The sequence below is a fragment of the Streptomyces sp. NPDC029164 genome, assembly GCF_055563995.1.
On the sequence record NZ_JBVHWW010000006.1, the window covers coordinates 147,515 to 174,141 of the forward strand.

Sequence of the window (26,627 nt, forward strand, 5' to 3'; positions counted from 1 at the left end):
GTGCGGTAAGAGTTCGGTGAACATAAGGGTGGCTGGAATCAGCCGTCCGTCCGGACCGGAATCTTGCCCGGATCGTCCCCGCGGAGCATGCCCGGAAAGGCCCCCACCGTCCGGTCGAAGCCCTGGACAACGGTGGTGCCGGTGCTGATCCGGCCGCTGCTCAGATGCGGCACGAGGAACTCCTGCGGCTCCTCCTGCAGATTGGTGTGATTGCGAACCAATACCCCTTCCAGTCGAAGTGACTTGTGTACGACCGCGAAGAGGTTGCGGGTTGCGGGGCGCGGCCGGGGAACGGCCCCCGTTGTACGGCCCCGGCAGGGGGTTGCGGGCCGTCGCCCTCGCCCGCCGGATCCTGCGGATGTACGAGGTCCTCGGTGCGGAGGTCCGCAGCGCGGGCCGGGGCGCGGCGGAGGGCGTGCTGCGGATCGCCGCGTTCCGCAGTGCCGCCCTGGTCCATCCGGCCTGGCATCCGGACCCGAAGGGTGTGCCGCTGATGGACCGGGACGAGAACTGCGGTTCCCGCACACGTTCCTGGTGGCGGACCCAGGACTGGATCCCGCGGGCGACGGTCACGGCGGAGGACGACGCGATGTGCTGACCATGGTCGGCCGCGGGCTCGGCATGGCGATCATGCCCGAGCTGTCCCTGACGGAGGCGACCGAGGCGGTCGGCATCACCCATCTGGCCCCGGGGAACCGGTGAGACAGGTGGGGTACGTCACTACGGCGGAATGGGCCCCGTCTCTCGTCGTGCACGCTCTGATCAGGGAACTTCGCTCCAGCGGGGGCTGAAACGGATCGCTGGGAGGGGGCCTTCCGATGGGGTTCGCGTCTCAGATAGTAGGAAGTCCGAGTAATTGCCGAGACATACAGCGAGACCTGCCCTAGCGTTGTAGAAGCCGAACGTCTCGCCGATCCGGCGAATGGCGGCCGAGAGCGCGCGCCCCTGGCAGGCAACCCCTGCGGCGCACTGCTCCCCGCCTCTTCCGGCGCCTTGAAGGAACCCCTCATCCGTGGCCCCGCCACGCCGTGATCTCAAGGAGTCGATCACCATGACCGCAACCACCGCCGCCCGTCGCGTCCGCCACACCTCCGCCTCGGCCGCCGACCGCAAGAACGCCGCCGCCGCCCTCCAGCGCGCCCTCGACCGCCGTGACAACGGCGGATCGACCGGCCACTGAGCCACCCGCGCGGACATATTGCGTCCACATGATGGACGCAATATGTCTGAGGGCTGGGACAGGGAGTACGGTTTCGTCATGTCGACCAGCATCAATCTCGCAGTGATCCCCGGTGATGGCATCGGCCAGGAAGTCGTGGCTCAGGGACTCAAGGTCCTTACCGCGGTCCTGCCCCAGGACGTGAAGCTGGAGACCAAGCAATACGATCTCGGCGCGCAGCGCTGGCACCGCACCGGTGAAACCCTCCCGGACGCGGAGCTCGAAGCCCTCAAGCACCACGACGCGATCCTCCTCGGCGCCATCGGCGACCCCTCGGTCCCGTCCGGCGTGCTGGAGCGCGGTCTGCTGCTGAAGCTCCGCTTCGCCTTCGACCACTTCATCAACCTGCGCCCGTCGAAGCTGTTCCCCAACACGGCCACCCCGCTCGCCGGCCGTCCGGACATCGACTTCGTCGTGGTCCGCGAGGGCACCGAGGGCCCGTACACCGGCAACGGCGGCAGCCTGCGCACCGGCACCCCCGCCGAGGTGGCCACCGAGGTCAGCCTCAACACCGCGTACGGCGTGGAGCGCGTGGTCCGCGACGCGTACGAGCGGGCCAACGCCCGCCCCCGCAAGAAGCTGACGCTCGTCCACAAGAACAACGTCCTCGTGTACGCCGGTCACCTGTGGAAGAACATCTTCGACAAGGTCGGCCAGGAGTACCCCGAGGTCACCACCGACTACCTGCACGTCGACGCCGCGACGATCTTCTTCGTCACCCAGCCCGACCGCTTCGACGTCATCGTCACGGACAACCTCTTCGGTGACATCCTCACCGACCTGGCCGCCGCCGTGACCGGCGGAATCGGCCTCGCCGCCTCCGGGAACATCAACCCGACCGGCGCCTTCCCGTCCATGTTCGAGCCCGTCCACGGCTCGGCCCCGGACATCGCCGGCACCGGCAAGGCCGACCCGACCGCGACGATCCTCTCCGTCGCCCTCCTGCTGCGCCACCTCGGCTACGAGGCCCAGGCCGCCCGCATCGAGGACGCGGTCTCCGCCGACCTGGCGGAGCGTGACGGCACCTTCCGCTCCACCGACGCGATCGGCGACGCGCTCGCCGCTCGAGTAGCCGGCTGACCCGGCAGCCCCACCTCACGAAGGAAGCCGCCGGGTCACAATGGGACCTGGCGGCTTTTCCTGTGCGGCCCCGGGTGCCACCATCTCCCCTGGGCCGCAGTCCCCGCTTTTCCGCAGCTCCCTCGCGCGCGATAATCGAACGCGAGGCCGCGGAATGCGGGGAAGCTCGGACGTCCTAGCACGCCGTGAGCGCGGTCCGCCATACACAACCGGTGAAGGACAAGCACTCATGACGACGCCCACGATCGAGCTCAAGCCCTCCTCGAACCCGCTGTCCGATGCGGAGCGCGAGGCGATCCTGGCCAGCCCCGGCTTCGGCCGCCACTTCACCGACCACATGGTGACGATCAAGTGGACCGAGGGTCGCGGCTGGCACGATGCCGAGCTGGTCCCGTACGCGCCGCTCGCGATCGACCCGGCGAACATGACCCTGCACTACGCGCAGACGATCTTCGAGGGGCTCAAGGCCTACCGCCAGCCCGACGGCACCGTGGCCACCTTCCGCCCCGAGGCCAACGCCGCCCGCTTCCAGGCCTCCGCCCGCCGGATGGCCATGCCGGAGCTGCCGGCCGAGCTGTTCATCGAGGCCTGCGACGCCCTCATCAAGCAGGACCGCGCCTGGGTGCCGGACTCCGGCGAAGCCTCGCTGTACCTGCGGCCGTTCATGTTCGCCTCCGAGGTCGGCCTCGGCGTCCGCCCGGCCAACGAGTTCCTCTTCATCGTCATCGCCTCGCCCGCCGGCGCGTACTTCCCCGGTGGCGTCAAGCCCGTCTCCGTCTGGCTGTCCGAGGACTACGTCCGCGCGGTCAAGGGCGGCACCGGCGCGGCCAAGACCGGCGGCAACTACGCGGCCTCGCTGGTCGCCCAGGCCCAGGCGGCCTCCCACGGCTGCGACCAGGTGGTCTGGCTCGACGCCGTCGAGCACCGCTGGATCGAGGAGATGGGCGGGATGAACCTGTACTTCGTGTACGGGGACCGCATCGTCACTCCGGAGCTCACCGGCTCGCTCCTTCCGGGCATCACCCGCGACTCCCTCCTCACCATCGCCCGCGACCTCGGCTACACCGCCGAGGAGGGCCGCCTGACCACCGAGGACTGGCAGCGCGACAACGCGAACGGCACCCTCACCGAGGTGTTCGCCTGCGGCACCGCCGCCGTCATCACCCCGGTCGGCTCCGTCAAGTCCGAGCGCGCCGACTGGACCCAGGGCGACGGCGAGCCCGGCGAGGTCACCATGCGGCTGCGCAAGGCGCTCCTGGAGCTCCAGACCGGCCACAGCGCCGACACCCACGGCTGGATGCACCCGCTGGGCTAGTCCCGAGGGCTCCAAGCACCCAGGCCCGCGCCCCGGAAATCTCCGGGGCGCGGGCCTGCGTACGTCCAGGGGGTGCTCAGGCGTTCGCGGGCTCCTCGGCGGCGGGGGCGGCGAGCGCCGGGACCGGGGCGGGGGAGCGGCGGGCGGTGAGCGCGGTGTACACGAGCCCGCCCGTCAGGCCGGAGAGGACGAAGGAGCAGTCCACGCCACCCGTGAGGGCGAGCAGCGGGCCCTCGTAGAAGGGGGTCGTCACGGCGAGCAGGCCGACGCCCGCACCGATCGCCCAGGAGGCGGTGGCCGCGAGGTTCCAGCCGGCGCGGTACCAGTAGATCCCGCCCACCGAGCGGCGGTTGAAGACCTGGAGCGCGTCGGCGTCGTAGACCCCGCGGCAGCGCACGTACCCGATGAGGGTGATGACGGCCCACGGGGTGCCGATCGCGGTCAGCAGCAGCACGAAGGAGGTCATCGCGGACTGCACGTCCCACTCGAAGGAGCCGAAGAAGACGAAGGCGGTGGCGACGGCCGCGGCGACCAGGGTGGCGGTGGTGCGGGTGGCCTTGGGGACGATCGCGTCGAGGTCCAGGCCCATGGAGTAGAGCATCAGCCCGGCATTGCCCACCGAGCCGGCCGCCGCGGCGACCAGCAGCGGGACCAGGTACCAGAACGGCGCGGCCTCGACGAGCGGCCCGGCGTAGTCCAGCCCCGCCCGGGCGGCCAGCGCGGTGTACGTGCCGAACAGCTGCGGTGTGAGCAGGCCGATCAGCAGGCCGAAGGCGGTGGCCCAGAGCACCTTGCGGGAGCCGTGCCGGCGCGGGGAGATGTAGCGGGTGTAGTCGCCGAGCAGGGTGATGAAGGCGACGGGCCCGCTGAGGCCGGCGGCGACGGCGGCCAGCAGCCAGGTCGGCCAGAAGGAGCCGAGCAGGTACGAGGTCTCCGGCGGAGCGGCGGTGGTGAAGTCCGGGGCGTAGGCGAGGAAACCGGCGGCCAGCAGGATCACCATGCCGATGGAGAGCACCTTGCTCATGCGCAGCAGAAGCCGGTAGCCGAAGACGGCCCCGACGACGGTGCACGCGGCGAGCACCCCGTACATCGCGGCGCGCGAGACACCGGTGTCCGGAAGCCCGGTGAGCCGCGAGAGGGCGCCCACCATCACGTCGCCGCCGATCCACAGGGTGAGCGCGGTGTAGCCGAGCGAGAGCAGCAGGCCCACCACCGAGCCGACGAGCCGGCCGCGGACGCCGAACTGCGCGCCGCTCGAAGTGGAGAGGTTGGTCGCGGTGCGCAGGGAGACGAGCGCCAGCGGCGCGGTGAAGGCGATACCGACGAGCGTGCCGGTCACGATGGCGGTGACCGAGGGCCACAGGCCCAGTCCGAAGGACGGGGGCAGCCAGCCGAAGACGATCACACCGAGGCAGAGGTTGGAGCCGAGGAGGATCGAGATCAGGTCACGGGGACCGCTCGTCCGCTCCTCCTCCGGGATGGTGTCGACTCCGCGCTGTTCGATGGGCATGGGGGGACTCCCTTGGCAGGGCGGGGGGTGGTTCGCATTTGTTTGAGCGACACTCAATGTGACGCAAGCCCATGTCCCAGGTCAATGATTCCCTACAACGAAATGAAGAGTTAGAGTGATGCTCTAACCCATCGACTCAAGAGGTGGTGGATCGGCGTGCGGCTGACCCCTACGGAGCGCGACCGGCTGCTGCTCCGCAGCGCGGCGGAACTGGCCAGGGCCCGGCGGGCCCGTGGCCTGAAACTCAATGTCCCCGAGGCCACCGCGCTGATCGCGGACACGGTCTGCGAGGCCGCGCGCGACGGCAAGCGGCTCGCGGAGGCCATCGAGGAGGCCCGCAGCGTGCTGGGCCCCGGCGATGTCCTGCCGGGCGTTTCCGACGTGGTCACCGAGGTGCACGTGGAGGCCGTCTTCGACGACGGATCCCGCCTCGCGGTGGTCTCGTCGCCGATCCGGGGCGCGCGGCCGCTGGGCGACGACGCCCCGGGCGCGGTCGTCCCCGGCCCCGGCGCCCCCCAGCCGGAGCCGGTGGTGCATCTGCGCGTGCGCAACACCGCCGCCGTGCCGGTGAGCGTGACCTCGCACTTCCACTTCTTCGAGGCCAATCCGCGCCTGGACTTCGACCGCGCCGCGGCCTACGGGATGCGGCTGTGCGTGCCCGCGGGCTCGTCCGTACGGTTCGACCCGCACGGCGAGGGCGAAGTCGGCCTCGTCCCCATCGGCGGCGATCGGATCGCGATCGGCTTCGCGGGCCTGGTCGACGGCCCGCTGGACGCCCCCGGAGCCAAGGACGAGGCCCTGCGGCGCGCGGCGGCCTGCGGATACCTCGGCGTGACCGGAACCGGCAGCGAAGGAGCACAGGCGTGAGCCGTCAGACCCCCCACAGCGATCACAGCGCGCACTGTGCGCCCGGCAGCCGGCACATCGACCCGCACGAGTACGCCTCCGTCTTCGGCCCCCGCGCCGGGGACCGGGTCCGGCTCGGCGATTCCGGGCTGACCGTCCGGGTGGAATCGGACGCGCAGAAGCCCGGTGACGAGTTCCTGGCGGGCTTCGGCAAGACGGCCCGTGACGGTCTGCACCTGAAGGCGGCCGCGGTCCGTGAGACCTGTGACGTGGTGATCAGCAATGTGCTGGTCATCGATGCCGTGCTGGGTATCCGCAAGGTGTCCATCGGCATCCGTGAGGGGCGCATCCACGCGATCGGGCGGGCCGGCAACCCGGACACCCTCGACGGCGTCGACGTGGTCGTCGGCACCGGCACCTCGATCGTCTCCGGCGAGGGCCTGATCGCCACCGCCGGAGCCGTGGACACCCACGTGCACCTGCTCTCCCCCCGGATCATGGAGGCCTCGCTCGCCGCGGGTGTCACCACGATCATCGGCCAGGAGTTCGGACCGGTCTGGGGCGTCGGCGTCAACTCCCCGTGGGCGCTGAAGCACGCCTTCAACGCCTTCGACGCCTGGCCGGTGAACATCGGCTTCCTGGCCCGGGGTTCGTCCTCGGACGCGGCTCCGCTGGTGGAGGCGCTGGCCGAGGGCGGCGCCTGCGGCTTCAAGGTCCATGAGGACATGGGCGCCCACACCCGCGCCCTGGACACGGCTCTGCGGGTGGCCGAGGAGTACGACGTGCAGGTCGCCCTGCACTCGGACGGCCTCAACGAGTGTCTTTCCGTCGAGGACACCCTGCGGGTCCTGGACGGCCGGACCATCCACGCCTTCCACATCGAGGGCTGTGGCGGCGGGCACGTGCCGAACGTGCTGAAGATGGCGGGCGTGCCCAACGTCATCGGCTCGTCCACCAACCCGACGCTGCCCTTCGGCCGGGACGCGGTCGCCGAGCACTACGGCATGATCGTCTCCGTCCACGACCTCAAGCCGGACCTGCCGGGCGACGCCGCGATGGCCCGCGACCGGATCCGGGCCGGAACCATGGGGGCCGAGGACGTGCTGCACGACCTGGGCGCCATCGGCATCACCTCCTCCGACGCCCAGGGCATGGGCCGGGCGGGGGAGACGATCCGCCGCACCTTCGCGATGGCCGCCAAGATGAAGGGTGAGCTCGGCCCCCTGGCCGGTGACGGCGAGGGCGACGACAACGCCCGCGTGCTGCGGTACATGGCCAAGCTGACGATCAACCCGGCCATCGCCCACGGCCTGGCCCACGAGATCGGCTCCATCGAGGTCGGCAAGCTCGCCGACATCGTCCTGTGGCGCCCGCAGTTCTTCGGCGCCAAGCCCCAGCTCGTCCTCAAGTCCGGCTTCCCGGCGTACGGAGTCACCGGCGACCCCAACGCCGCCACCGACACCTGCGAACCGCTGGTGCTCGGCCCGCAGTTCGGTTCGTACGGGGCCACCGCGGCCGACATCTCCGTCGCCTTCGTCTCCGCCGCGGCCGCCGCGCTCGGCTCCGACGAGATGCCGACCCGCCGGCGCCGCGTGGCCGTCCGCGGCACCCGCGGCATCGGCCCCAAGGACCTCCTCCTCAACTCCCGGGTGGGCGCGGTCGATGTGGACGCGCGCAGCGGGCTCGTCTCCCTCGACGGGGAACCGCTGCGCTCCGAAGCCGCCGAGTCGGTCTCCCTCAACCGCCTGTACTTCCTGTAAGAGCACAGTCCGTAAGCCCGTTAGGACCCCTGCCATGACCGCACAGCCCGCCAAGCCCGTGAACGACGGCTTCCGGATGCCCGCCGAGTGGACGCCGCACGAGCGCACCTGGATGGCCTGGCCGAGCCCCAACCCCACCTTCACCAACGAGCAGGAGCTCGCCGAGGCCCGCGAGGCCTGGGGCGCCGTCGCCCGCGCGGTCCGTTCGTACGAGCCCGTGACCCTGGTCGTCTCGCCCGGCGACGCCGAGAGCGCCCGCGCGATCGTCGGCGACGACGTACAGCTGGTCGAGCAGGAGCTCGACGACGCCTGGATGCGGGACATCGGCCCGACCTTCGTCACCAACGACGCCGGCGAGATCGCGGCCGTCGACTGGACCTTCAACGGCTGGGGCGCCCAGGAGTGGGCCCGCTGGGACCACGACTCGAAGATCGCCCGGCACGTCTCGGACGTGGCCGGCACCCGTACGTACAGCACCGCGCTCGTCAACGAGGGCGGCGCCCTCCACGTCGACGGCGAGGGCACCGTGCTCCTCACCGACACCGTGCAGCTGGGGGAGGGCCGCAACCCCGGCTGGACCCGCCAGCAGGTCGAGGCGGAGATCCACGCCCACCTCGGCACCACCAAGGCGATCTGGCTGCCGTACGGCCTGGCCGGCGACTACGGCACCTACGGCACCCAGGGCCACGTCGACATCGTCGCCGCCTTCGCCCGCCCCGGCGTCGTCATGGTCCACACCCAGCCCGACCCGGCCCACCCGGACCACGAGCGCTGCAAGACCATCGCCGCCATCCTGCGCGCCTCCACCGACGCGCGGGGACGGCAGCTGGAGGTCGTGGAGATCCCCGCGCCGACCGTGCTGGAAGAGGACGGGGAGTGGGTGGACTACTCGTATATCAACCACTACCTGTGCAACGGCGGCGTGGTGCTGTGCTCCTTCGACGACCCGCGCGACGAGGAGGCGGCGGAGATCTTCCGCGGACTGTTCCCCGAGCGGACCGTGACACTCGTTGACGCACGTACGATTTTCGCCGGGGGTGGCGGAATCCACTGCATCACCCAGCAGCAGCCGAAGGTCTGACCTTCGGGAAACGAACGAGGAGTGGGCCCATGGTGGCGGGTGGAGTACCGGTACGGGCGGCGCGCAAGAACGCGCCCCCGCGCGAGGACGTACTCGTCGCCGCCATGGCCACGATCGCCGAGCGCGGCCTGGAAGGCCTGACCATGGCCGGTCTGGGCCGCGAGGTCGGCATGAGCAGCGGCCACCTCCTCTACTACTTCCGCAGCAAGGACGAGCTCCTGCTGCAGACCCTGGAGTGGAGCGAGGCGGCACTGGGCAGCGAGCGGCGGGCCCTGCTCTCCCGGCGCGGCCCGGTCGCCGAGCGCCTGCGCGCGTACGTCGACCTGTACGTGCCCACGCAGGCCCGCGACCCGCACTGGACGCTGTGGCTGGAGGTCTGGAACCGCTCCCAGAACGCCGGCCCCCAGGAGCGCGAGCGGCAGGCGGCCATCGAGGGCGCCTGGCACCGCGACCTGGTGGCACTGCTCGCCGAGGGCATCTCGCGCGGGGAGTTCCGCCCGGTGGACGCCGACCGCGCGGCGACCCGCATCCGGGCCCTGCTCGACGGATTCAGCATCCAGCTGGCGGTGGGTCTGCCGACGATAGGCCGGGAGGAGATCCTGGCCCACGTCCGTGAGTTCCTGACCGACACCCTGACCCCGCACCCGGACAGCCCCGCCGGCGTCTGAGGCGCGGGGGCCCGGGGGCGGAGCCCCGCAACGGCGCCGCAGTCGCCCCGGGGCCCACCCCCGAACGCCCGCGCGAGCCCGCTGCCCGCATGCTGAGATCCTCGTCCATTCGCGGCGAGCGGTGTGGCACACTGCCAGCGTGCCTGCTCAGCTCATGATTATCGCCAGCAGCGCGCCGGTCCCCAGTGGCCGCTGAACCGCGGAAGAACTTCGCGGAAGCGGCCACCGTGCCTCGGACCCGCGCGCAGACCTCTCGCTACCCGCGAGAGGTTTTTTCGTTTCCCGGACCATCCGAGCCGGGACCGGACCGCGCGCGATGATGGGGGCAGTGACGGCGGCCTGCCCCCTTGGCGGGCGTCCGGAACCACTCATCCGACAGGAGTCAGATCAGCATGACGACGACACCAGAGGCGGCAACTGTGCGCTCAGGGGGCCTGGACGACAGCTTCCACGTCTTCGACACCACCCTGCGCGACGGCGCCCAGCGTGAGGGCATCAACCTCACGGTCGCCGACAAGCTGACGATCGCCCGGCATCTGGACGACTTCGGAGTGGGCTTCATCGAGGGCGGCTGGCCCGGCGCCAACCCCCGTGACACCGAGTTCTTCGCCCGCGCGCGCGCCGAGATCGACTTCAAGAACGCCCAGCTGGTCGCCTTCGGTGCCACCCGCCGGGCGGGCGGCACGGCCGCCGCGGACCCGCAGGTGCGGGCGCTGCTGGAGTCCGGTGCCCCCGTGATCACGCTCGTCGCCAAGTCCCACGACCGCCACGTCGAACTCGCCCTGCGCACCACCCTGGACGAGAACCTGGAGATGGTCCGGGACACCGTCTCCCACCTGGTCGGCCAGGGCCGCCGCGTCTTCGTCGACTGCGAGCACTTCTTCGACGGCTACCGTGCCAACCCCGCGTACGCGAAGGCCGTCGTGCGCACCGCCCACGAGGCCGGCGCCGACGTGGTCATCCTCTGCGACACCAACGGCGGCATGCTGCCCGCCCAGGTGACCGCCACGGTCGCCACCGTCCTCGCCGACACCGGAGCCCGCCTGGGCATCCACGCCCAGGACGACACCGGCTGCGCCGTCGCCAACACCCTGGCCGCCGTCGACGCCGGCGCCACCCACGTCCAGTGCACGGCCAACGGCTACGGCGAGCGCGTCGGCAACGCCAACCTCTTCCCGGTCGTCGCCGCCCTGGAGATCAAGTACGGCCGCAAGGTGCTGCCCGAGGGCGCGCTCGCCGAGATGACCCGCATCTCGCACGCCATCGCCGAGGTCGTGAACCTCACCCCCTCCACGCACCAGCCGTACGTCGGCGTCTCCGCCTTCGCGCACAAGGCGGGCCTGCACGCCTCGGCGATCAAGGTGGACCCGGACCTCTACCAGCACATCGACCCCGAGCGGGTCGGCAACACCATGCGGATGCTGGTCTCCGACATGGCCGGCCGCGCCTCCATCGAGCTCAAGGGCAAGGAGCTCGGCGTCGAGCTCGGCGGGGACCGCGCGCTGATCTCCCGGGTCGTGGAGCGGGTCAAGGAGCGGGAGCTCAAGGGCTACACGTACGAGGCCGCCGACGCCTCCTTCGAGCTGCTGCTGCGCGCCGAGGCCGAGGGCCGGGCGCGCAAGTACTTCCGCATCGAGTCCTGGCGGGCGATCGTCGAGGACCGCCCGGACGGCACCCACGCCAACGAGGCCACGGTCAAACTGTGGGCGAAGGGCGAGCGGATCGTCGCGACGGCCGAGGGCAACGGCCCCGTCAACGCGCTGGACCGGGCCCTGCGGGTGGCGCTGGAGCGGTTCTACCCGCAGCTCGCCAAGTTCGAGCTGGTCGACTACAAGGTCCGCATCCTGGAGGGTACGCACGGCACGGAGTCCACGACCCGCGTGCTGATCGCCACGACGGACGGCGTGCGCGAGTGGTCCACGGTCGGTGTCGCCCCGAACGTGATCGCCGCTTCCTGGCAGGCCCTGGAGGACGCGTTCACGTACGGCCTCCTGCACGCGGGGGTCGAACCGGCCGAGTAGGCCCGTGGCGGCCTTATGTCCTGTTCACACAGGAAAGTCCGGGTTCGGGTAGCGTCGTCGGTATGAGGACCAGGCTTATATCCGTACGTCTTGGCTCAGTGCTGGCCGGTCTGCTGCTGGGCCTGTCGGGGACCGCGCTCGCGGCCGCCCCTCAGGCGTCGGCGGCGACCGGGGTCGCCGCCGTGGGGGAGGCCCTCAAGGAAGGGCCCGTCTACGTGGATCCCGGGGCGCGGGAACAGCTGTCGCAGGCCGAGGCCGACGCGCTCGCGAAGAGGATCAAGGACGCCGGGAAGCCGGTGTTCGTCGCCGTGCTGCCCGCGACGAGCGAGTTCCCCGCCGACAAGGTGTTCGGCGCCGTCCGGGCCGAGACCGGCATCACCGGGCTCTACGCGATCCGGCTCGGTGACGGCTTCAGCGCCCGCGCCGACCAGGCGGTCATGCCGGCCAACGCCGTGCGCAACCTGACCGACGCCGTCAAGGTGGGGTCGCCCGACGCGGCGACCCAGCTCGACAACTTCGTCGACCAGGCCCTGAGCCAGGCCAAGGGCAGCGCCCCGGCCTCCTGGGGCACCACGGGCGCCGAGGCCGGCGCTCCCGTCGGCGGGCTGATCACCCTCGGCGCGGTGGCCGTGATCGGCGGCGGCGGGGCGTACGCGCTGGTCCGCCGCAACCGGAAGAAGAAGGAAGAGGCCCGGCGCGAGGCCCTGGAGCGCCTCAGCGTGGTCGTCGACGAGGACATCACGGCCTTCGGCGAGGAGCTCGAACGGCTCGACTTCCATCCCGCCGAGCGCGGCGCCGACGACGCCATGCGCAAGGACTACGAGCAGGGGCTCGACTCGTACGACAAGGCCAAGCAGATCATGGGCTCGGTGCAGTACCCGGAAGAGGTCAAGGGCGTGACCCAGGCCCTGGAGGACGGCCGGTACGCCCTGGCCTGCCTGGACGCGCGCCGACAGGGGAAGCAGGTGCCCGAGCGCCGCTCGCCCTGCTTCTTCGATCCGCGCCACGGGCCGAGCACCGAGGACGCCACCTGGGCTCCGGCCGGCGGGGCGGCCCGTACCGTGCCCGTCTGCGCGGCGGACGCCGTACGCCTGCGCGACGGCCTGGACCCGGCGGTCCGCACGGTCGACACCGAGCACGGGCCGCGGCCGTACTACGACGCCGGCCCGGCGTACGGACCCTGGGCCGGCGGCTACTTCGGCGGCGGCATCCTGCCCGGCCTGCTGGTGGGCACGATGCTCGGTTCGATGATGTCCAGCCCGGCCTACGCCTCGGACCTCGGCGGCGGCATGGGCGGCGGCTTCGACGGCGGGGACGTCTCCGGGGCCGACTTCAACCCGTCCGACTTCGGCGGCGGGGACTTCGGCGGCGGTGGCGGATTCGACGGGGGCGGCGGTTTCGACGGCGGGGGCGGCTTCTAGGCCCGGACAGGGCCCGACCGCCCCCGGGGGTTCGCCGGATTCCGCCGGTCAGCCCTGCTTGATGGCCGAGATGTCGAAGGTCAGCTTCACCTTGTCGCTGACCATGACACCGCCGGCCTCCAGCGCGGCGTTCCAGGTGAGGCCCCAGTCGGAGCGCAGGATCTGGGCGGAGCCCTCGAAGCCCACGCGCTCGTTGCCGTAGACGTCCTTGGCGGAACCCGTGAACTCCAGGTCGATGGCGAGCGGCCGGGTGACGTCCTTGATCGTCAGCTCGCCGGTGATGCGGTAGGCGTCCCCGCCGAGCGCGCGCGCCCCGGTGGAGCGGAAGGTCATCAGCGGGAAGAGCTCGGCGTCGAAGAAGTCGCTGCCCAGCAGGTGGGCGTCGCGGTCGGCGATGCCGGTGCTCACCGACGGGATCTTGACGTCGATGGAGGCGGTGGAGCGGGCCGGGTCGGCGCCGTCCAGGTGCAGGGTGCCCTCGTGCTCCGCGAAGGAGCCGCGGACGTTGGTGACCATGGCGTGGCGGACGACGAAGCCGATGCTGCTGTGGGCGGCGTCGATGACGTAGTCGCCGGTGAGGGCGGCGAGCGCCGGGTCGACCTCCAGGGTGGCGACGGCGGCGCCGTCCTGGACGATCGCGTTCTGGTGGCGGCGGCTGAAGATGCCCATGACTGCTCCTTGGTGGTGTGCCGATCGGATCGACCGACTATCTGTTGAATGTTCAACAACTTCGACGGGAATGACGCTAGACCCATTCCGTTCAAATTTCAACATCTAGGCGGGGTGTCAGGCCATTTTGTGAACATCCCACAATGGACGGGGGTCCCGTCTGGCGGAGTCCCTACATCCTCCGGACGTACTGTGCGGGCCACACAGCGGAAGACTCCCGAGACTGTGCGGAATGAACGGAGGTTTTTCATCGCGATCTTCGTAAGGTCGGTACATGACCGTTGTGGACCAGACCCCGAGCGAGCCGACGGACGCCCGTGGACGCGTGGCCGAGCTGCACTCCCTGCGCGAGCAGGCGCGGCGCGGCCCCAGTGACCGCGCGACCGAGACCCAGCACGCCAAGGGCAAGCTGACCGCCCGCGAGCGCATCGCGCTGCTCCTCGACGAAGGTTCCTTCAAGGAGGTCGAGCAGCTCCGCCGCCACCGGGCGACAGGGTTCGGCCTGGAGGCCAAGAAGCCCTACACCGACGGCGTCATCACCGGCTGGGGCACGGTCGAGGGCCGCACGGTCTTCGTCTACGCGCACGACTTCCGCATCTTCGGCGGCGCCCTGGGCGAGGCCCACGCCACGAAGATCCACAAGATCATGGACATGGCCATCGCGGCCGGTGCCCCGCTGGTCTCCCTGAACGACGGCGCCGGCGCCCGCATCCAGGAGGGCGTCTCCGCCCTCGCCGGCTACGGCGGCATCTTCCAGCGCAACACCAAGGCCTCGGGCGTCATCCCGCAGATCTCGGTCATGCTCGGTCCGTGCGCCGGCGGCGCCGCGTACTCCCCGGCCCTCACGGACTTCGTCTTCATGGTCCGGGAGACCTCGCAGATGTTCATCACCGGCCCGGACGTCGTCCGCGCGGTGACCGGCGAGGAGATCACCCAGAACGGCCTCGGCGGCGCCGACGTGCACGCCGAGACCTCGGGCGTCGCACACTTCGCGTACGACGACGAGGAGACCTGCATCTCCGAGGTCCGCTACCTCATCTCGATGCTGCCCTCCAACAACCGCGAGAACCCGCCCGTCCACGAGACGAGCGACCCCGCGGACCGCCGCAGCGAGGTCCTGCTGGACCTGGTGCCCGCCGACGGCAACCGCCCGTACGACATGCTCAAGGTCATCGAGGAGATCGTCGACGAGGGCGACGTCCTGGAGATCCACGAGCGCTGGGCCCGCAACATCATCTGCGCCCTGGCCCGGATGAACGGCCAGGTCGTCGGCATCGTCGCCAACCAGCCCGGCCACCTCGCCGGCGTCCTGGACATCGAGGCCTCCGAGAAGGCCGCGCGCTTCGTCCAGATGTGCGACGCCTTCAACATCCCGATCGTCACCCTGCTGGACGTCCCCGGCTTCCTGCCGGGCGTCGACCAGGAGCACGGCGGCATCATCCGCCACGGCGCCAAGCTGCTGTACGCGTACTGCAACGCCACCGTCCCGCGGATCTCGCTGATCCTGCGCAAGGCCTACGGCGGCGCGTACATCGTCATGGACTCCCAGTCCATCGGCGCCGACCTCACCTACGCCTGGCCCACCAACGAGATCGCCGTGATGGGCGCCGAGGGCGCGGCCAACGTCATCTTCCGCAAGCAGATCGCGGACGCCGAGGACCCCGAGGCCATGCGCGTCCGCATGGTCAAGGAGTACAAGGCCGAACTGATGCACCCGTACTACGCGGCCGAGCGCGGCCTCGTCGACGACGTCATCGACCCCGCCGAGACCCGCGAGGTCCTCGTGAGCGCCCTCGCGATGCTCCGCAACAAGCACGCCGATCTGCCGTCCCGCAAGCACGGCAACCCGCCGCAGTAACCGCGAAGGAGACCTGCCACCCCATGACCACCGCCACTGACACCCTGCTGCGCGTCGAAAAGGGCAACGCCGCGCCCGAGGAGCTGGCCGCGATCACCGCGATCCTGCTCGCCCGCGCCGCCGCCACCCCCGAGGAGACCGCGGTCCGCACGCCGCGCCAGGCCGGCTGGCGCCGTCTGGAGCGCACCCCGGGCTTCCGCGCCCCGCACAGCTGGCAGGGCTGAGTCCAGAGCCCGGCGCAAGGCCCCGCACCCCTTCCGGGTGCGGGGCCTTCCGCGTACCCGGTCCGGGGCGCGTGGCCTTCCCGTACGGCGGCACCGCACCGGCGGCCGGGCCCCGGCTGTACGGCCGCCCGCCCACGCCGAAGGCCCCCGCGTCGTGTGACACGGGGGCCTTTCGATGCTGCGGAACGCGACCGCTACCGCAGGCGCGCCATGAGGGCGTGCTCGACGAGCGTGATGAGCGCGCTCTTGGCGTCCGCGCGGTGGCGGGCGTCCGTCGTGATGATGGGGGCGTCCGGGCCGATCTGCAGGGCCTCGCGGACTTCCTCCGGGGTGTAGGCCTGGTTCCCGTCGAAGCCGTTGAGGGCCACGACGAAGGGCAGGCCGCTGTTCTCGAAGTAGTCGACCGCGGGGAAGCAGTCGGCGAGGCGGCGCGTGTCCACGAGCACGACGGCGCCGATGGCGCCGCGGACGAGGTCGTCCCACATGAACCAGAAGCGGTCCTGGCCCGGCGTACCGAAGAGGTACAGGATCAGGTCCTGGTCCAGGGTGATGCGGCCGAAGTCCATGGCGACCGTGGTGGTCGTCTTGTCACCGGTGTGGGTGAGGTCGTCGATGCCGGCGGAGGCGCTCGTCATGACGGCTTCGGTGCGCAGCGGGTTGATCTCGGACACGGCTCCGACGAACGTGGTCTTGCCCACGCCGAAGCCGCCCGCCACCACGATCTTCGCGGAGGTGGTGGAGCGAGCAGGAGCCGCTCCGCCGTTAGAGCTTGCGAAGTCCACTGAGCACCCTTTCGAGCAGTGTCACATCTGGCTGGCCACCGGCAGACTCGTCGCCGCCGGGCTGGTGAATGGCGACAAGGCCCGCCTCCGCCAGGTCGGCGACGAGGATGCGGGCGACACCAAGAGGAATGGAGAGAAGTGCCGAGATCTCCGCGACGGATTTGATCTCCTGGCACAGGCGGCAGATGCGCTGGTGCTCGGGCAACTGCCCTTGCAGACGCGCGGGATCGGCCGTGGTACTGACCAGCGCCTCGATGGCGAGCTGGTAACGCGGCCGGGTACGGCCGCCGGTCATCGCGTACGGGCGCACCAGCGGGTTGTGGGCCTTCGGCGCCGGCTGCCGAGCGGCGCGCGGAGGCGGCTGCTGGGGCATCTGGTACTGGGGCTGCTGGGGCTGTCCGTACGGCTGCTGCTGGTACGGGCTCTGCTCCGGCACGGGCCGGCTGGGAGCGGAGGGGAAGTTGAAGCGGTTCTGGTCGTGCCCACCCTGCGGCTGCTGCGCGCCGCCATAAGGATGTCCTCCGGGTGTTGTCACGTTTCCTCCTCCGACTCCAAGTACGCAGTACTCCCTGTGGAACCGCGCCACCGCACCCTATGGTGCGATGGCGCGAAACGCACTGCCTGTCTGCTAGTTGAGAAGACTTCCCTGCAGCTCGGCGCGCAGGTCCGGGGTGAGGACACTGCCCGCACGATCCACCAGAAGGGCCATCTCGTAGCCCACGAGGCCGATGTCGCACTCGGGGTGCGCGAGCACCGCGAGGGACGATCCGTCCGAGACGGACATGAGGAAGAGGAATCCCCGGTCCATCTCGACCACGGTCTGGTTGACGGCACCACCCTCGAAGATGCGGGAGGCCCCGGCGGTCAGCGACGTCAGACCGGAGGCCACGGCCGCCAGCTGATCGGCGCGGTCGCGCGGGAACCCGTCGGACATCGCCAGAAGAAGGCCGTCGGCGGAGACCACCACGGTGTGGGACACCCCTGGGGTGTTGTCCACGAAGTTGGTGATCAACCAGTTCAGGTTCTGTGCCGCCTGGCTCATCGGGCTCACACTAACGCTCCTGGTCATAGCTGTTACTTGACTGCTCAGAACCCGCGCTGCGTCCCTGCTGGACACCTCGCCGCAGGTTGCTCAACCTGCCGCGGACGTCCTCCGGAGCGCGGGAGACCTGGGGGCCGCCCTGCGGGGTCGTCTCCGCCGCGCCCTCGACCAGGTTGGCCTTGGGCACGCGCCGAGGGAGACCGGACGGGGTGACCCCGCCGGCCTTCGGCTCACGGAGTTTGGCGGCCTGCTGCCAGCGCTCGTCGTTACCCGAGCGCCAGTCGGTGCCGCCTTCCTTCCCCTGCTCCGGAGCGGCGGGCTGCTGCTGACGCGGCGACCGCTGCTCGAAGAGGGATCCGGTGGACTCCGCTTCCTGCTGTGCCGGCTGCCACTGCTGCTGGCTGCCGCGGCGCGGCAGGCCCGCTCCGGTCATCGCGTGACCGGTGTCGGCAGCGGCGCCCGGACGGTCGAAGCCTACGCGTTCCGGAGCCGGTTCGGGGACGGCCTGGGATTCCGATTCGGTCCCGTAATCCTGCTGGTAGGCAGCCGGATACGTGTTCTGACCGGGCCACTCGGCCTGCTCCGCCCGGGCTTCGTAGCCGTTGTCGTAGCCCTGAGCGGCCGGCTGCTGGTCCGGGTAACCGTCTTCCGTATAACCGTAGTCCTGCTGCGGGTACGCCTCGTAACCCTGCTGGCCCTGCTGCGCCTCGTAGGAGGTGTCGTAGGCCTGCCCGGACTGCTGATCGAAGCCCTGGTACTCCTGGTACCCGTGCTCCGGCTGAGGTTCCGGATACTCCTGGGTGCCCGGCTCGGCGTACTGCTGCTGGTCCTGCGGGAAGCTCACCTGGGCCGCCAGCGCGGCCCGGCGCTCCTGCTGTCCCAGGGACCGGCCGACCGGGTCGGCGGGGAGGCCGTCGGCGCCCTGCTGGTCGTACCGCGAGTCGTCGAAGCCGAGCTCGGCGGCGGTGCGCAGCGGGGCGGCCTGCTGGGCCTTCTGCTCCGGGATGATCTGGGAGACCGTGAAGTCGTCGTCCGGTATGCCCTCGCCACCGCCACCGTGGGTGATGGCGTCGGGGAGCATGACCAGCGAAGTGGTGCCGGCCGCCTCGCCCGAGGGGCGCAGCTGGACGCGGATGCTGTGGCGGTCCGCCAGCCGGCCGACCACGAACAGACCCATGCGCTGCGAGATCGCGGCGTCCACGGTCGGCGGGTTGGCCAGCTTGTGGTTGATGTCCGCGAAGTCCTCGGCGGTGAGGCCGATGCCCTTGTCGTGGATCTCGACCATCACGCGGCCGTCGGGCAGACGGGTCGCGTTCACGCGGACCTTGGTCTGCGGGGAGGAGAACGTGGTGGCGTTCTCCAGGAGCTCGGCGAGCAGGTGCACGAGGTCGGTCACGGCCTGGCCGTGGATCTCGGCCTCGGAGACGCCGGAGAGCTCGATGCGCTCGTACTGCTCCACCTCGGAGGAGGCGGCGCGCAGGACGTCGACGAGGGGCACCGGCTGGTCCCAGCGGCGGCCCGGCTCCTCACCCGCGAGGATGAGGAGGTTCTCGCCGTTGCGGCGCATGCGGGTGGCCAGGTGGTCCAGGCGGAAGAGGTTCTCCAGCTGGTCCGGGTCGGCCTCGTTGTTCTCCAGGTCGGTGATGAGGGTCAGCTGGCCCTCGATCAGCGACTGGTTGCGCATGGAGAGGTTCGTGAAGATCGCGTTGACGTTGCCCCGCAGGAGCGCCTGCTCGGCGGCGAGCCGGACGGCTTCCCGGTGGACCTGGTCGAAGGCGCGGGCGACCTCGCCGATCTCGTCCTGGGAGTCGATCGGGATCGGGAAGACACGGGTGTCGACCTTGCCCGGATCGGTGCGCGAGAGCTGGTCGACGAGCATCGGCAGGCGCTGCTCGGCGATGTCGAAGGCCGAGCTGCGCAGGCGGCGCATCGCGCGGCCCATCTGGCGGGCCATGAGGCCGGCCATGATGAAGGCGGCGAGCAGGGCCACGACCACGATGGCGCCGTTGACGATGGCGTCGGTGCGGGCCTCGTCGGAGACCGCGACGGCGTCCTTGACGGCCTTGTCGAGGAGTTCCCTCTCGATCTCGTCGTAGCCGTCGAACTTGGCGGTGGCGGCGGCCTGCCAGAACACCGGGTTCGTGCCGTTCTCGGCGAGCTTCTTCTTGTTCTCGCCGCTGGCGATCGCCTCGGTCATGCCGAGCAGCGGGTTGCCGTTCGGGGCGGGCGGCGGCACGAAGCGGGTACCGGCCTGCTCGGCCTGGTGCTTGGCCTCGGCGAGCTTGGCCTTGCCCTCGTCCGACTTCTTGCCCATGACCTCCTTGAGGCGGTTCACGTCCTCCTCGGTGCCGGCCGCGACGTACTCGCCGATGGCGATTTCCTCGAGGTAGGCGTAGGAGGAGAAGGCGACGAGCTGGGCCTTGCGCACGTTCTCGTCCGTGCTGGGACGGACGAGCAGGTGGGTGCCGACGGAGCGCTGCAGCGAGTTCGCCGCCTTGGCCAGCTGGACCGCGTAGACCATGCGGCCGTACGAGGTCACGTTGCCGGTGCCGAGGCCGAGCTCGTTGGCGAACTGCATGAGGTAGTGCTCGACGCCGACGTAGCCCTCTTCGGTCGGGATGGGGCCGGCCGCGCTGGGGAGGTTCTTCTTGGGCGTCTCGAAGGCGGCCTGGTAGGCCTTCTCCCGGACTTCCTTGAGCTTGGGCTCCTCCGCGCGGAAGAGGTCCAGGCGCCGCTCCAGGCCCTGGTTCTTCGGCATGTCCTGGACGGCCTTGTCGAACTTCTCCTTGGCCTCGGTCGTGACCGCGTAGGCCTTGGTGACCTGCTGGGAGTTGGTCTGGCCGTTCAGGAGGGGCTCGGCCGTCAGGTCACGCTCGTTGAGCAGTGCCTGGCTGTACTCCGAGGCCGCCTGGACGACCCGGGCTATCTGCTCGGCGTCCTTGGCCTCGTTCCACTGGTCGACGGAGCCCTTCACCTGGAAGCCGCCCATGACCAGGCCCACGAGGGCCGGCACGAGCAGGATCGCGTTCAGGCGGGTCGGCACGCGCCAGTTGCGGGGCGAGAACTTGCTGGTGCTCCCGGGGCGCGCGGGTGGCTCCACGGGCACGTCGACGGGCGACGCGGCCGCTCGCGGCGGCGGGGTGAAGTTGCCACGCGCGGGTTCAACCGCGGGGCTTGCGTTGCTTCGCCTCACTCGACCAACAACCTTCCGGCGGTGCTACTAGCTAGTTCGTTGAATTCCAGCACGGTTAACGGCCGTGTTCCAAACAGTTGGAATCAGCCATTCCAAGATCCTTATGCCCCACGTAAATCGGACATAAAGACCTTCCTGCGGCAAAAATAGGGGGAGTTGTGCGCGTAGCGACACCAAGCGAACGCACCCCGTTGCCAACTGGCGGCAATTGTCTGTCGAAACGTTATGAACCGAGAGGGCGGGCCGTGTCCTATGACACAGCCCGCCCTCTCATGTTGTGAAGAACCCGTGGGACTTGAGTGGTGCCGCTTGAGCCGGGCTGCCTGTGTGGTGTTACTTGAGACGCGCCATGAGGGCGTGCTCGACGAGCGTGATGAGCGCGCTCTTGGCGTCCGCGCGGTGGCGGGCGTCCGTCGTGATGATGGGGGCGCCGGGGCCGATCTGCAGGGCCTCGCGGACTTCCTCCGGCGTGTACGGCTGGTGTCCCTCGAAGCCGTTGAGGGCCACGACGAAGGGCAGGCCGCTGTTCTCGAAGTAGTCGACCGCGGGAAAGCAGTCGGCGAGGCGGCGCGTGTCCACGAGCACGATCGCACCGATGGCGCCGCGGACGAGGTCGTCCCACATGAACCAGAAACGGTCCTGGCCCGGCGTACCGAAGAGGTACAGGATCAGGTCCTGGTCCAGGGTGATGCGGCCGAAGTCCATGGCGACCGTGGTGGTCGTCTTGTCACCGGTGTGCGTGAGGTCGTCGATCCCCGCGCTCGCGGAGGTCATGACGGCTTCGGTGCGCAGCGGGTTGATCTCGGACACGGCTCCGACGAACGTGGTCTTGCCCACGCCGAAGCCGCCCGCCACCACGATCTTGGCGGAGGTGGTGGAGCGAGCAGGAGCCGCTCCGCTAGATGTTCCGAAGGCCACTGAGCACCCTTTCGAGCAGCGTTACATCCGGCGTGCCGCCGGCCTCTCCATTGCCCGGCTGGTGGATGGCCACCATTCCGGCCTCCGCCAGGTCGGCGACGAGGATCCGGGCGACACCGAGCGGCATCGACAGCAGTGCGGAGACCTCGGCGACCGACTTGACCTCGCGGCACAGGGTGCAGATGCGCTGGTGCTCCGGGAGCAGGCCGGACAGGTGCATCGGATCGGCGGTGGTGCTGACCAGTGCCTCGATGGCGAGCTGGTAGCGGGGCCGGGTCCGGCCGCCGGTCATCGCGTACGGACGCACCAGCGGCTGATCGCCTTCCGAGTACGAATCTCCGTACGCGTCGGGGTAGGCGGGGGGCGGGGTCATTGATCCTCCGGGCTGGACAGCAGTGGTCAGCGTGCCGTCTGACGGGGCGGCCGGTGGGGGGGGACTGTATGACGGCCTGGCGGGGGTACTGGATTCCGGGGGCGGGGCCCCGGTCTCCCGGCCGGTAGTACCGTCCGGCCGGGAGGGGGGAAGTCAGCCGAGCAGGCTTCCCTGAAGTTCGGCGCGCAGGTCCGGGGTGAGGACACTGCCCGCGCGATCCACCAGAAGAGCCATCTCGTAGCCCACGAGGCCGATGTCGCACTCGGGGTGCGCCAGTACGGCCAGCGAGGATCCGTCCGAGACGGACATGAGGAAGAGGAATCCCCGGTCCATCTCGACCACGGTCTGGTTGACGGCGCCGCCCTCGAAGATGCGGGAGGCACCGGCGGTCAGCGACGTCAGTCCGGAGGCCACGGCCGCCAGCTGATCGGCGCGGTCGCGGGGGAATCCTTCGGACATGGCCAGAAGGAGTCCGTCGGCGGAGACCACCACCGTGTGGGACACCCCTGGGGTGTTGTCCACGAAGTTGGTGATCAACCAGTTCAGGTTCTGTGCCGCCTGGCTCATCGAACTCAACTAACGCTCCTGCTGGTAAGTGGGGTCGATGTGGTAACTGCCGGTCGCCGGTCCGTTGTTGCCGGCCTGGCGGCCCTGCTGGATACCGCGTCGGAGGTTGGTCAGACGGCCGCGGACGTCGTCGGGCGCCCGCGAGACCTGCGGACCCGCCTGTGCCTCGGGCTGCTGCTGCGCGGTGCCGGCCACGAGGTTCGCCCGCGGGACCCGGCGGGGCAGCCCCGAGGTCGTGATACCGCCGGCCGCGGGCTGGCGCACGCGCTCGGCCTGGCGCATCAGCTCGTCGTTCGGCGAGGACTTCCAGCTGACGGTCGGCATGCTGCCGGTCGCCGCCGCGGCGGGCTCGGCCGCGGACTCCTGGCCGCGCTGCGGCAGCGCGGAGGCCGCCGGAGCGGACTGCTGCGGCTGCCGGCCCTGCTGGGGCATCGCCGAGCCCGGTCCCTGCGCGGGGGGCTGCTGCCCCTCCTCGCGGAACCAGTTCGACTCGAGCGTGTCGAAGATCGGGCTGCGGCCGTCGCCGGAGCTCTGGGCCGGCGGCAGCGCCTCCGGCCGGTGAGCCTGCGGCAGTCGCGGGGTCTCCGGGCGCGCGGGCGGTACGGGTGCGTACCCGCCGCCGGGCTGCGGAGGCTGCGGCTGCGTGTGCTGCGGCTGGGGCTGCTGCGGGGCCTGGGGCTGACGGGCGAATCCGCCGACACCGGGGCCGCCGGGCCGCTGGGGCTGGTAGCCCGGGCGCTCGAACTGTCCGGTGGTGGACGGGTCCACACCGCCCCGCACGTCCGGACGCTCGAACTGTCCGGTCGTGCTGCCCAGGCCGTCGGCCTGCGGCATCGGGGCGTTGAAGTCGGGGCGGGCGAACTCCGCCGTCGAGCCGGGTCCCGACAGCTCGTCGTGACCGCGCGCCTGGTCGGCGCCCCAGCTGGTGGTCTGCGGGCCGGGAAGCTCCGGACGCGCGGCGCCGCCGCGCGGCGGCAGCTGCGGGCGGGCGCCGTTCGGACCCGGGGCCGGCGGCTGCTGCTGGGGCTGGGCCTGCTGCTGGGGCTGCTGGGGCTGCTGGGGACGCTCGAAGCCGTTGCCCTGCGGGAACCCGGACGGGCCGGCCGCGGAGGGCGACTGGGCCGGACGGGCCTGCGGGCCGCCGGAGAATCCGGCACTGGCCACCGGACCGCGGGCCGGCATCGGGCCACCGGCGCCGAAGCCACCCTGGCCCTGGCCCGCGGTGGTCTGACCCTGCTGCGGACGGGCACCGGGAGCACCGGGGCCGCCCTGCTGCGGAGGCCGCCCGCCCTGCGGGCCCTGCGGACGCTGACCGGAGCCGTCGCGGCCCGGGAGGGCGGCGCGCTGGCCGCCCGTACCGACCTGACCGCGCTGCGGACCCGCGCCCACGGACGGCCGTGCGGCCGCACCGGACACGGAAGCCTGACCGCCGGGGGCACCCTGGGCGCCACCCGGGCCGCCCTGACCGCCCTGGCCCGGCATCGGACCCGGCTTCTTGCCGCCCTGGGCGACGTCCACCGGCAGCATGACGAGGGCCGTCGTACCGCCCGAGTCGGACGGGCGCAGCTGGATGCGGATGCCGTGTCGCAGGGACAGGCGGCCGACCACGAACAGGCCCATGCGGCGGGAGACGGAGACGTCCACGGTCGGCGGCGACGCGAGCCGCTCGTTGATCGCGGCGAGGTCCTCGGGGGAGAGGCCGATACCGGTGTCGTGGATCTCGACGAGCACGCGGCCGTCGGGCAGCGCGTGACCGGTGACCTTGACCTTGGTCTGCGGGGAGGAGAACGACGTGGCGTTCTCCAGCAGCTCGGCGAGCACGTGCACGAGGTCGTTGACGACGCGGCCGGCGACGTCGGTGCCGGGCACCGAGGCGAGCTCGACGCGCTCGTACTGCTCCACCTCGGAGGCGGCGGCACGGAGCACGTCGACGAGCGGGACGGGGCGCGTCCACCGGCGGCCGGGCTCCTCGCCCGCGAGGACGAGGAGGTTTTCGCCGTTACGGCGCATGCGGGTCGCGAGGTGGTCGAGCTTGAAGAGCGAGGAGAGCTGGTCCGGGTCGGCCTCGCGCGACTCCAGTTCGGAGATGAGCGACAGCTGACGCTGGATGAGGCCCTGGGAGCGGCGCGAGAGGTTGGTGAACATCGCGTTGACGTTGCCTCGCAGGAGGGCCTGCTCGGCGGCGAGGCGGACGGCCTCGCGGTGCACGTCGTCGAATGCCGCGGCCACCTGGCCGATCTCGTCGCGGGTGTGCACACCGACCGACTCCACGGACGTGTCCACGTCCTGCGGGTCGGACTCGGAGAGCTGCTTGACGAGCTCGGGCAGCCGGTCCTGGGCGACGCGCGTCGCGGTGTCCTGCAGGCGGCGCAGCGAGCGGATCATCGAGCGGGCCATGACGAAGGCGCCGACGAGGGAGACACCGAGGACGAGGAGGATCAGGGCACCGTTGATGATGGCGTCCTGCTGGGCCTCGTTCTTCAGCTCGCGGGCCTTCTGCTCCATCTCCTCGAGCAGGGTCAGCTCGATGACCTTCATGGCCTGGAGCTTGGTGCCGTCGGCGTCGTACCAGTCCAGCCAGGACCGGTTCTTCTCGCGGAGGAAGGCGTCCTGGCTGGCCAGCACGCGGCGCGCGTAGTGGTCGGCGGTGGAGATCTCCGAGTTGCTGTCGCCGAGGCCGGCGAGGAGATCCTCGGTGCGGCCCTGGTAGACGAGCTCGAAGGTGGTCTTCGCCTGCGTCTCGCCCTTCTGCGCGGAGAGGGCGTAGAGCCGGTCGTTCTCCTTCAGCTCACCCTGCTTCTCCGAGGTGTCGGGGAGCGAGGCGGCGATGATCGCGCGCTGGATGGAGGCGTACTCCTTGGCGGCGGAGAAGGCCGCCAGTGCTCGCGTACGCTTGATCATCTCGGGGTTGGAGGTGGCCTGCGCCATGTCCTGGGAGAGCGAGAGCAGCGAGACGATCATCGCGTTGTACTCGCTGACGGTCTGCTGGGCGCCGTTGACGTACGCCTTGTCGCGGACCGTCTGGATGTTCGCGATCTGACGGCCGATCTGCAGCACGTTGTTGCGGATCGACTTGAGGGTGTCGTCCTTCTCGCCCGTGCCGTCGACCTTGTCGGTCGCCGCGGCGAAGGCCTTGGCTGCCGTGTCGGTCTGCTGGCGGACACCGTCGACGGAGCTGGTGCTCTTGCCCTTGGAGATCGAGAGCGGACCCGCGGAGAGGTCGCGCTCCTCCTGGAGCATGGCGGCCAGGTTGGTGGCCTGCCGGGTCATCGTCGTCAGCAGCTGCATGTGCTCCAGCTGCGCGATGTCGTTGAGCGAGTCGTTGATGCGGAAGCCACCGAGCGTGGTGGCGGCGACGACCGGCAGGGTCAGCAGCGACACGAGTCGCGTGCTGATGCGCCAGTTCTGCATGGCGAGGCGAGAGCCGGGCCCACTGGGGGCCTTCGGTATCGCCACGTCCTGCTCAGCCGGCCCGGCCTTGGCCTTGCCGGCCTTCGCGGACTTCCCACGGCCCTTCGCCTTCACCGCGGCGGAGGAGTCGGGGCCTGCGCCTTCGACAGCCGGCCCGCGGTTCTGGGCGTGCTGGGGCGAGGAGCCACGGTCGGTCCCGCCGCGCGGCTCCTGCTCCGCCGCAGCGCTGCCATCCCTCTTGAATCGTCCCTGCACTAGCGTCGCAACCTCTGGACCAGGCGTCCCGCCGGGCGACCGGTGGGACGGTGTCGAGTCGTGGGGCACGTGCGGCCCCATGGTGGTCGTCGGTGACCGGCGCGTCTCCCTCTCCTTGCCGCCGCGCTCGGCGCTGAGTCGCGCCACCTGCGCGCCGGCTGATTCCCGCGGCGGTCCCGCGAATTCCAGCACAGTGGAGGATCTCCAACAAGGTGCGCGTGTCGGCCCGGAGAGTCGGTCACGTGACGTGACGCAGGCGCTACGCGATGTGCGACCGCATTCGGTAGAAACCGGACTTACATCATCCAAACAACAAGGCTGGCAAGGTGTCCCAGTCGCGATGATCAGGAGCGGAATGACGCATTCAGTGGCGCAATGTCCGTTTCGCCGGGTGGAGTTGACTGTCCACTATGC

Annotated in this window: 22 protein-coding genes and 1 pseudogene; 12 read left to right on the plus strand and 11 right to left on the minus strand. The window is 70.7% G+C overall.

Annotated features, from left to right (window positions below):
- Positions 1 to 38 precede the first annotated feature (38 nt).
- A complete protein-coding gene (locus ACZ4VT_RS08295) occupies positions 39 to 221 on the minus strand; it encodes a hypothetical protein (RefSeq protein WP_467947732.1) in 183 nt (60 codons plus the stop codon).
- A 53-nt stretch (positions 222 to 274) separates the two neighbouring features.
- On the opposite strand from ACZ4VT_RS08295, the pseudogene ACZ4VT_RS08300 reads away from it, so the two are divergent.
- The 4 genes and pseudogenes from ACZ4VT_RS08300 to ACZ4VT_RS08315 all read left to right on the plus strand — a co-directional run.
- A pseudogene (locus tag ACZ4VT_RS08300) lies at positions 275 to 791 on the plus strand (LysR substrate-binding domain-containing protein); the annotation flags it as partial.
- 260 nt (positions 792 to 1,051) lie between these two features.
- Positions 1,052 to 1,180, plus strand: coding sequence for a hypothetical protein (locus tag ACZ4VT_RS08305; RefSeq protein ID WP_362805286.1), 129 nt, complete (start codon positions 1,052 to 1,054; stop codon positions 1,178 to 1,180).
- A gap of 78 nt (positions 1,181 to 1,258) precedes the next feature.
- The gene (locus ACZ4VT_RS08310; RefSeq protein ID WP_467947734.1) at positions 1,259 to 2,299 is read left to right on the plus strand and encodes a 3-isopropylmalate dehydrogenase; all 1,041 of its coding nucleotides are present in this window, start codon (positions 1,259 to 1,261) and stop codon (positions 2,297 to 2,299) included.
- A 229-nt stretch (positions 2,300 to 2,528) separates the two neighbouring features.
- A complete protein-coding gene (locus tag ACZ4VT_RS08315) occupies positions 2,529 to 3,614 on the plus strand; it encodes a branched-chain amino acid aminotransferase (RefSeq protein WP_351287621.1) in 1,086 nt (361 codons plus the stop codon).
- Positions 3,615 to 3,690: 76 nt separating this feature from the next.
- Here the strand turns inward: ACZ4VT_RS08315 and ACZ4VT_RS08320 are convergent, their stop codons facing one another.
- Positions 3,691 to 5,124 carry a cytosine permease gene (locus ACZ4VT_RS08320; protein ID WP_467947735.1) on the minus strand — a complete coding sequence of 478 codons (1,434 nt, stop codon included), beginning with the start codon at positions 5,122 to 5,124 and terminating at the stop codon, positions 3,691 to 3,693.
- A gap of 156 nt (positions 5,125 to 5,280) precedes the next feature.
- Here ACZ4VT_RS08320 and ureA point away from each other — a divergent pair, with 156 nt between their 5' ends.
- From ureA to ACZ4VT_RS08350, 6 genes are all read left to right on the plus strand, one after another.
- Positions 5,281 to 5,991, plus strand: coding sequence for an urease subunit gamma (gene ureA, locus ACZ4VT_RS08325; protein WP_467947737.1), 711 nt, complete (start codon positions 5,281 to 5,283; stop codon positions 5,989 to 5,991).
- Positions 5,988 to 7,730, plus strand: a complete 1,743-nt coding sequence (locus ACZ4VT_RS08330; RefSeq protein WP_467947739.1) for an urease subunit alpha — start codon at positions 5,988 to 5,990, stop codon at positions 7,728 to 7,730. Before ureA ends, ACZ4VT_RS08330 begins: the two co-directional genes overlap by 4 nt.
- A gap of 34 nt (positions 7,731 to 7,764) precedes the next feature.
- Positions 7,765 to 8,811 carry an agmatine deiminase family protein gene (locus ACZ4VT_RS08335; RefSeq protein WP_467947741.1) on the plus strand — a complete coding sequence of 349 codons (1,047 nt, stop codon included), beginning with the start codon at positions 7,765 to 7,767 and terminating at the stop codon, positions 8,809 to 8,811.
- Positions 8,812 to 8,840: 29 nt separating this feature from the next.
- The gene (locus tag ACZ4VT_RS08340; RefSeq protein ID WP_467947742.1) at positions 8,841 to 9,479 is read left to right on the plus strand and encodes a TetR/AcrR family transcriptional regulator; all 639 of its coding nucleotides are present in this window, start codon (positions 8,841 to 8,843) and stop codon (positions 9,477 to 9,479) included.
- A gap of 392 nt (positions 9,480 to 9,871) precedes the next feature.
- Positions 9,872 to 11,500: a citramalate synthase gene (cimA, locus tag ACZ4VT_RS08345; RefSeq protein WP_467947743.1), complete on the plus strand. Its 1,629-nt coding sequence runs from the start codon at positions 9,872 to 9,874 to the stop codon at positions 11,498 to 11,500.
- A 62-nt stretch (positions 11,501 to 11,562) separates the two neighbouring features.
- On the plus strand, positions 11,563 to 12,921 hold the full coding sequence (locus tag ACZ4VT_RS08350) for a hypothetical protein (RefSeq protein WP_467947744.1): 1,359 nt from the start codon (positions 11,563 to 11,565) through the stop codon (positions 12,919 to 12,921).
- Positions 12,922 to 12,969: 48 nt separating this feature from the next.
- Here ACZ4VT_RS08350 and ACZ4VT_RS08355 read toward each other — a convergent pair whose 3' ends face one another.
- Positions 12,970 to 13,590, minus strand: a complete 621-nt coding sequence (locus ACZ4VT_RS08355) for a YceI family protein (protein ID WP_467947746.1) — start codon at positions 13,588 to 13,590, stop codon at positions 12,970 to 12,972.
- A gap of 274 nt (positions 13,591 to 13,864) precedes the next feature.
- On the opposite strand from ACZ4VT_RS08355, the gene ACZ4VT_RS08360 reads away from it, so the two are divergent.
- Together ACZ4VT_RS08360 and ACZ4VT_RS08365 are read left to right on the plus strand one after the other, a co-directional pair.
- Positions 13,865 to 15,448: an acyl-CoA carboxylase subunit beta gene (locus tag ACZ4VT_RS08360; protein WP_362813625.1), complete on the plus strand. Its 1,584-nt coding sequence runs from the start codon at positions 13,865 to 13,867 to the stop codon at positions 15,446 to 15,448.
- 23 nt (positions 15,449 to 15,471) lie between these two features.
- A complete protein-coding gene (locus ACZ4VT_RS08365) occupies positions 15,472 to 15,672 on the plus strand; it encodes an acyl-CoA carboxylase subunit epsilon (protein WP_351287646.1) in 201 nt (66 codons plus the stop codon).
- A 194-nt stretch (positions 15,673 to 15,866) separates the two neighbouring features.
- Here ACZ4VT_RS08365 and ACZ4VT_RS08370 read toward each other — a convergent pair whose 3' ends face one another.
- The 8 genes from ACZ4VT_RS08370 to ACZ4VT_RS08405 form a co-directional block, all read right to left on the minus strand.
- On the minus strand, positions 15,867 to 16,454 hold the full coding sequence (locus ACZ4VT_RS08370) for a GTP-binding protein (protein WP_215149809.1): 588 nt from the start codon (positions 16,452 to 16,454) through the stop codon (positions 15,867 to 15,869).
- The gene (locus tag ACZ4VT_RS08375) at positions 16,435 to 16,989 is read right to left on the minus strand and encodes a DUF742 domain-containing protein (protein ID WP_467947749.1); all 555 of its coding nucleotides are present in this window, start codon (positions 16,987 to 16,989) and stop codon (positions 16,435 to 16,437) included. The genes ACZ4VT_RS08370 and ACZ4VT_RS08375 overlap by 20 nt, the downstream gene beginning before the upstream one ends.
- 93 nt (positions 16,990 to 17,082) lie before the next feature.
- Positions 17,083 to 17,496 (minus strand): roadblock/LC7 domain-containing protein, encoded by a 414-nt coding sequence (locus tag ACZ4VT_RS08380; protein ID WP_030037347.1) that lies wholly within the window; start codon positions 17,494 to 17,496, stop codon positions 17,083 to 17,085.
- 10 nt (positions 17,497 to 17,506) lie between these two features.
- The gene (locus tag ACZ4VT_RS08385) at positions 17,507 to 20,689 is read right to left on the minus strand and encodes a sensor histidine kinase (protein ID WP_467947750.1); all 3,183 of its coding nucleotides are present in this window, start codon (positions 20,687 to 20,689) and stop codon (positions 17,507 to 17,509) included.
- 333 nt (positions 20,690 to 21,022) lie between these two features.
- Positions 21,023 to 21,607: a GTP-binding protein gene (locus ACZ4VT_RS08390; RefSeq protein WP_266605322.1), complete on the minus strand. Its 585-nt coding sequence runs from the start codon at positions 21,605 to 21,607 to the stop codon at positions 21,023 to 21,025.
- Complete coding sequence (locus ACZ4VT_RS08395; RefSeq protein WP_030037344.1) at positions 21,588 to 21,980, minus strand: DUF742 domain-containing protein; 393 nt, start codon at positions 21,978 to 21,980, stop codon at positions 21,588 to 21,590. The genes ACZ4VT_RS08390 and ACZ4VT_RS08395 overlap by 20 nt, the downstream gene beginning before the upstream one ends.
- A gap of 153 nt (positions 21,981 to 22,133) precedes the next feature.
- On the minus strand, positions 22,134 to 22,547 hold the full coding sequence (locus ACZ4VT_RS08400) for a roadblock/LC7 domain-containing protein (protein ID WP_030708442.1): 414 nt from the start codon (positions 22,545 to 22,547) through the stop codon (positions 22,134 to 22,136).
- Positions 22,548 to 22,556: 9 nt separating this feature from the next.
- A complete protein-coding gene (locus ACZ4VT_RS08405; RefSeq protein WP_467947752.1) occupies positions 22,557 to 26,213 on the minus strand; it encodes a nitrate- and nitrite sensing domain-containing protein in 3,657 nt (1,218 codons plus the stop codon).
- Between the last annotated feature and the right edge of the window lie 414 nt (positions 26,214 to 26,627).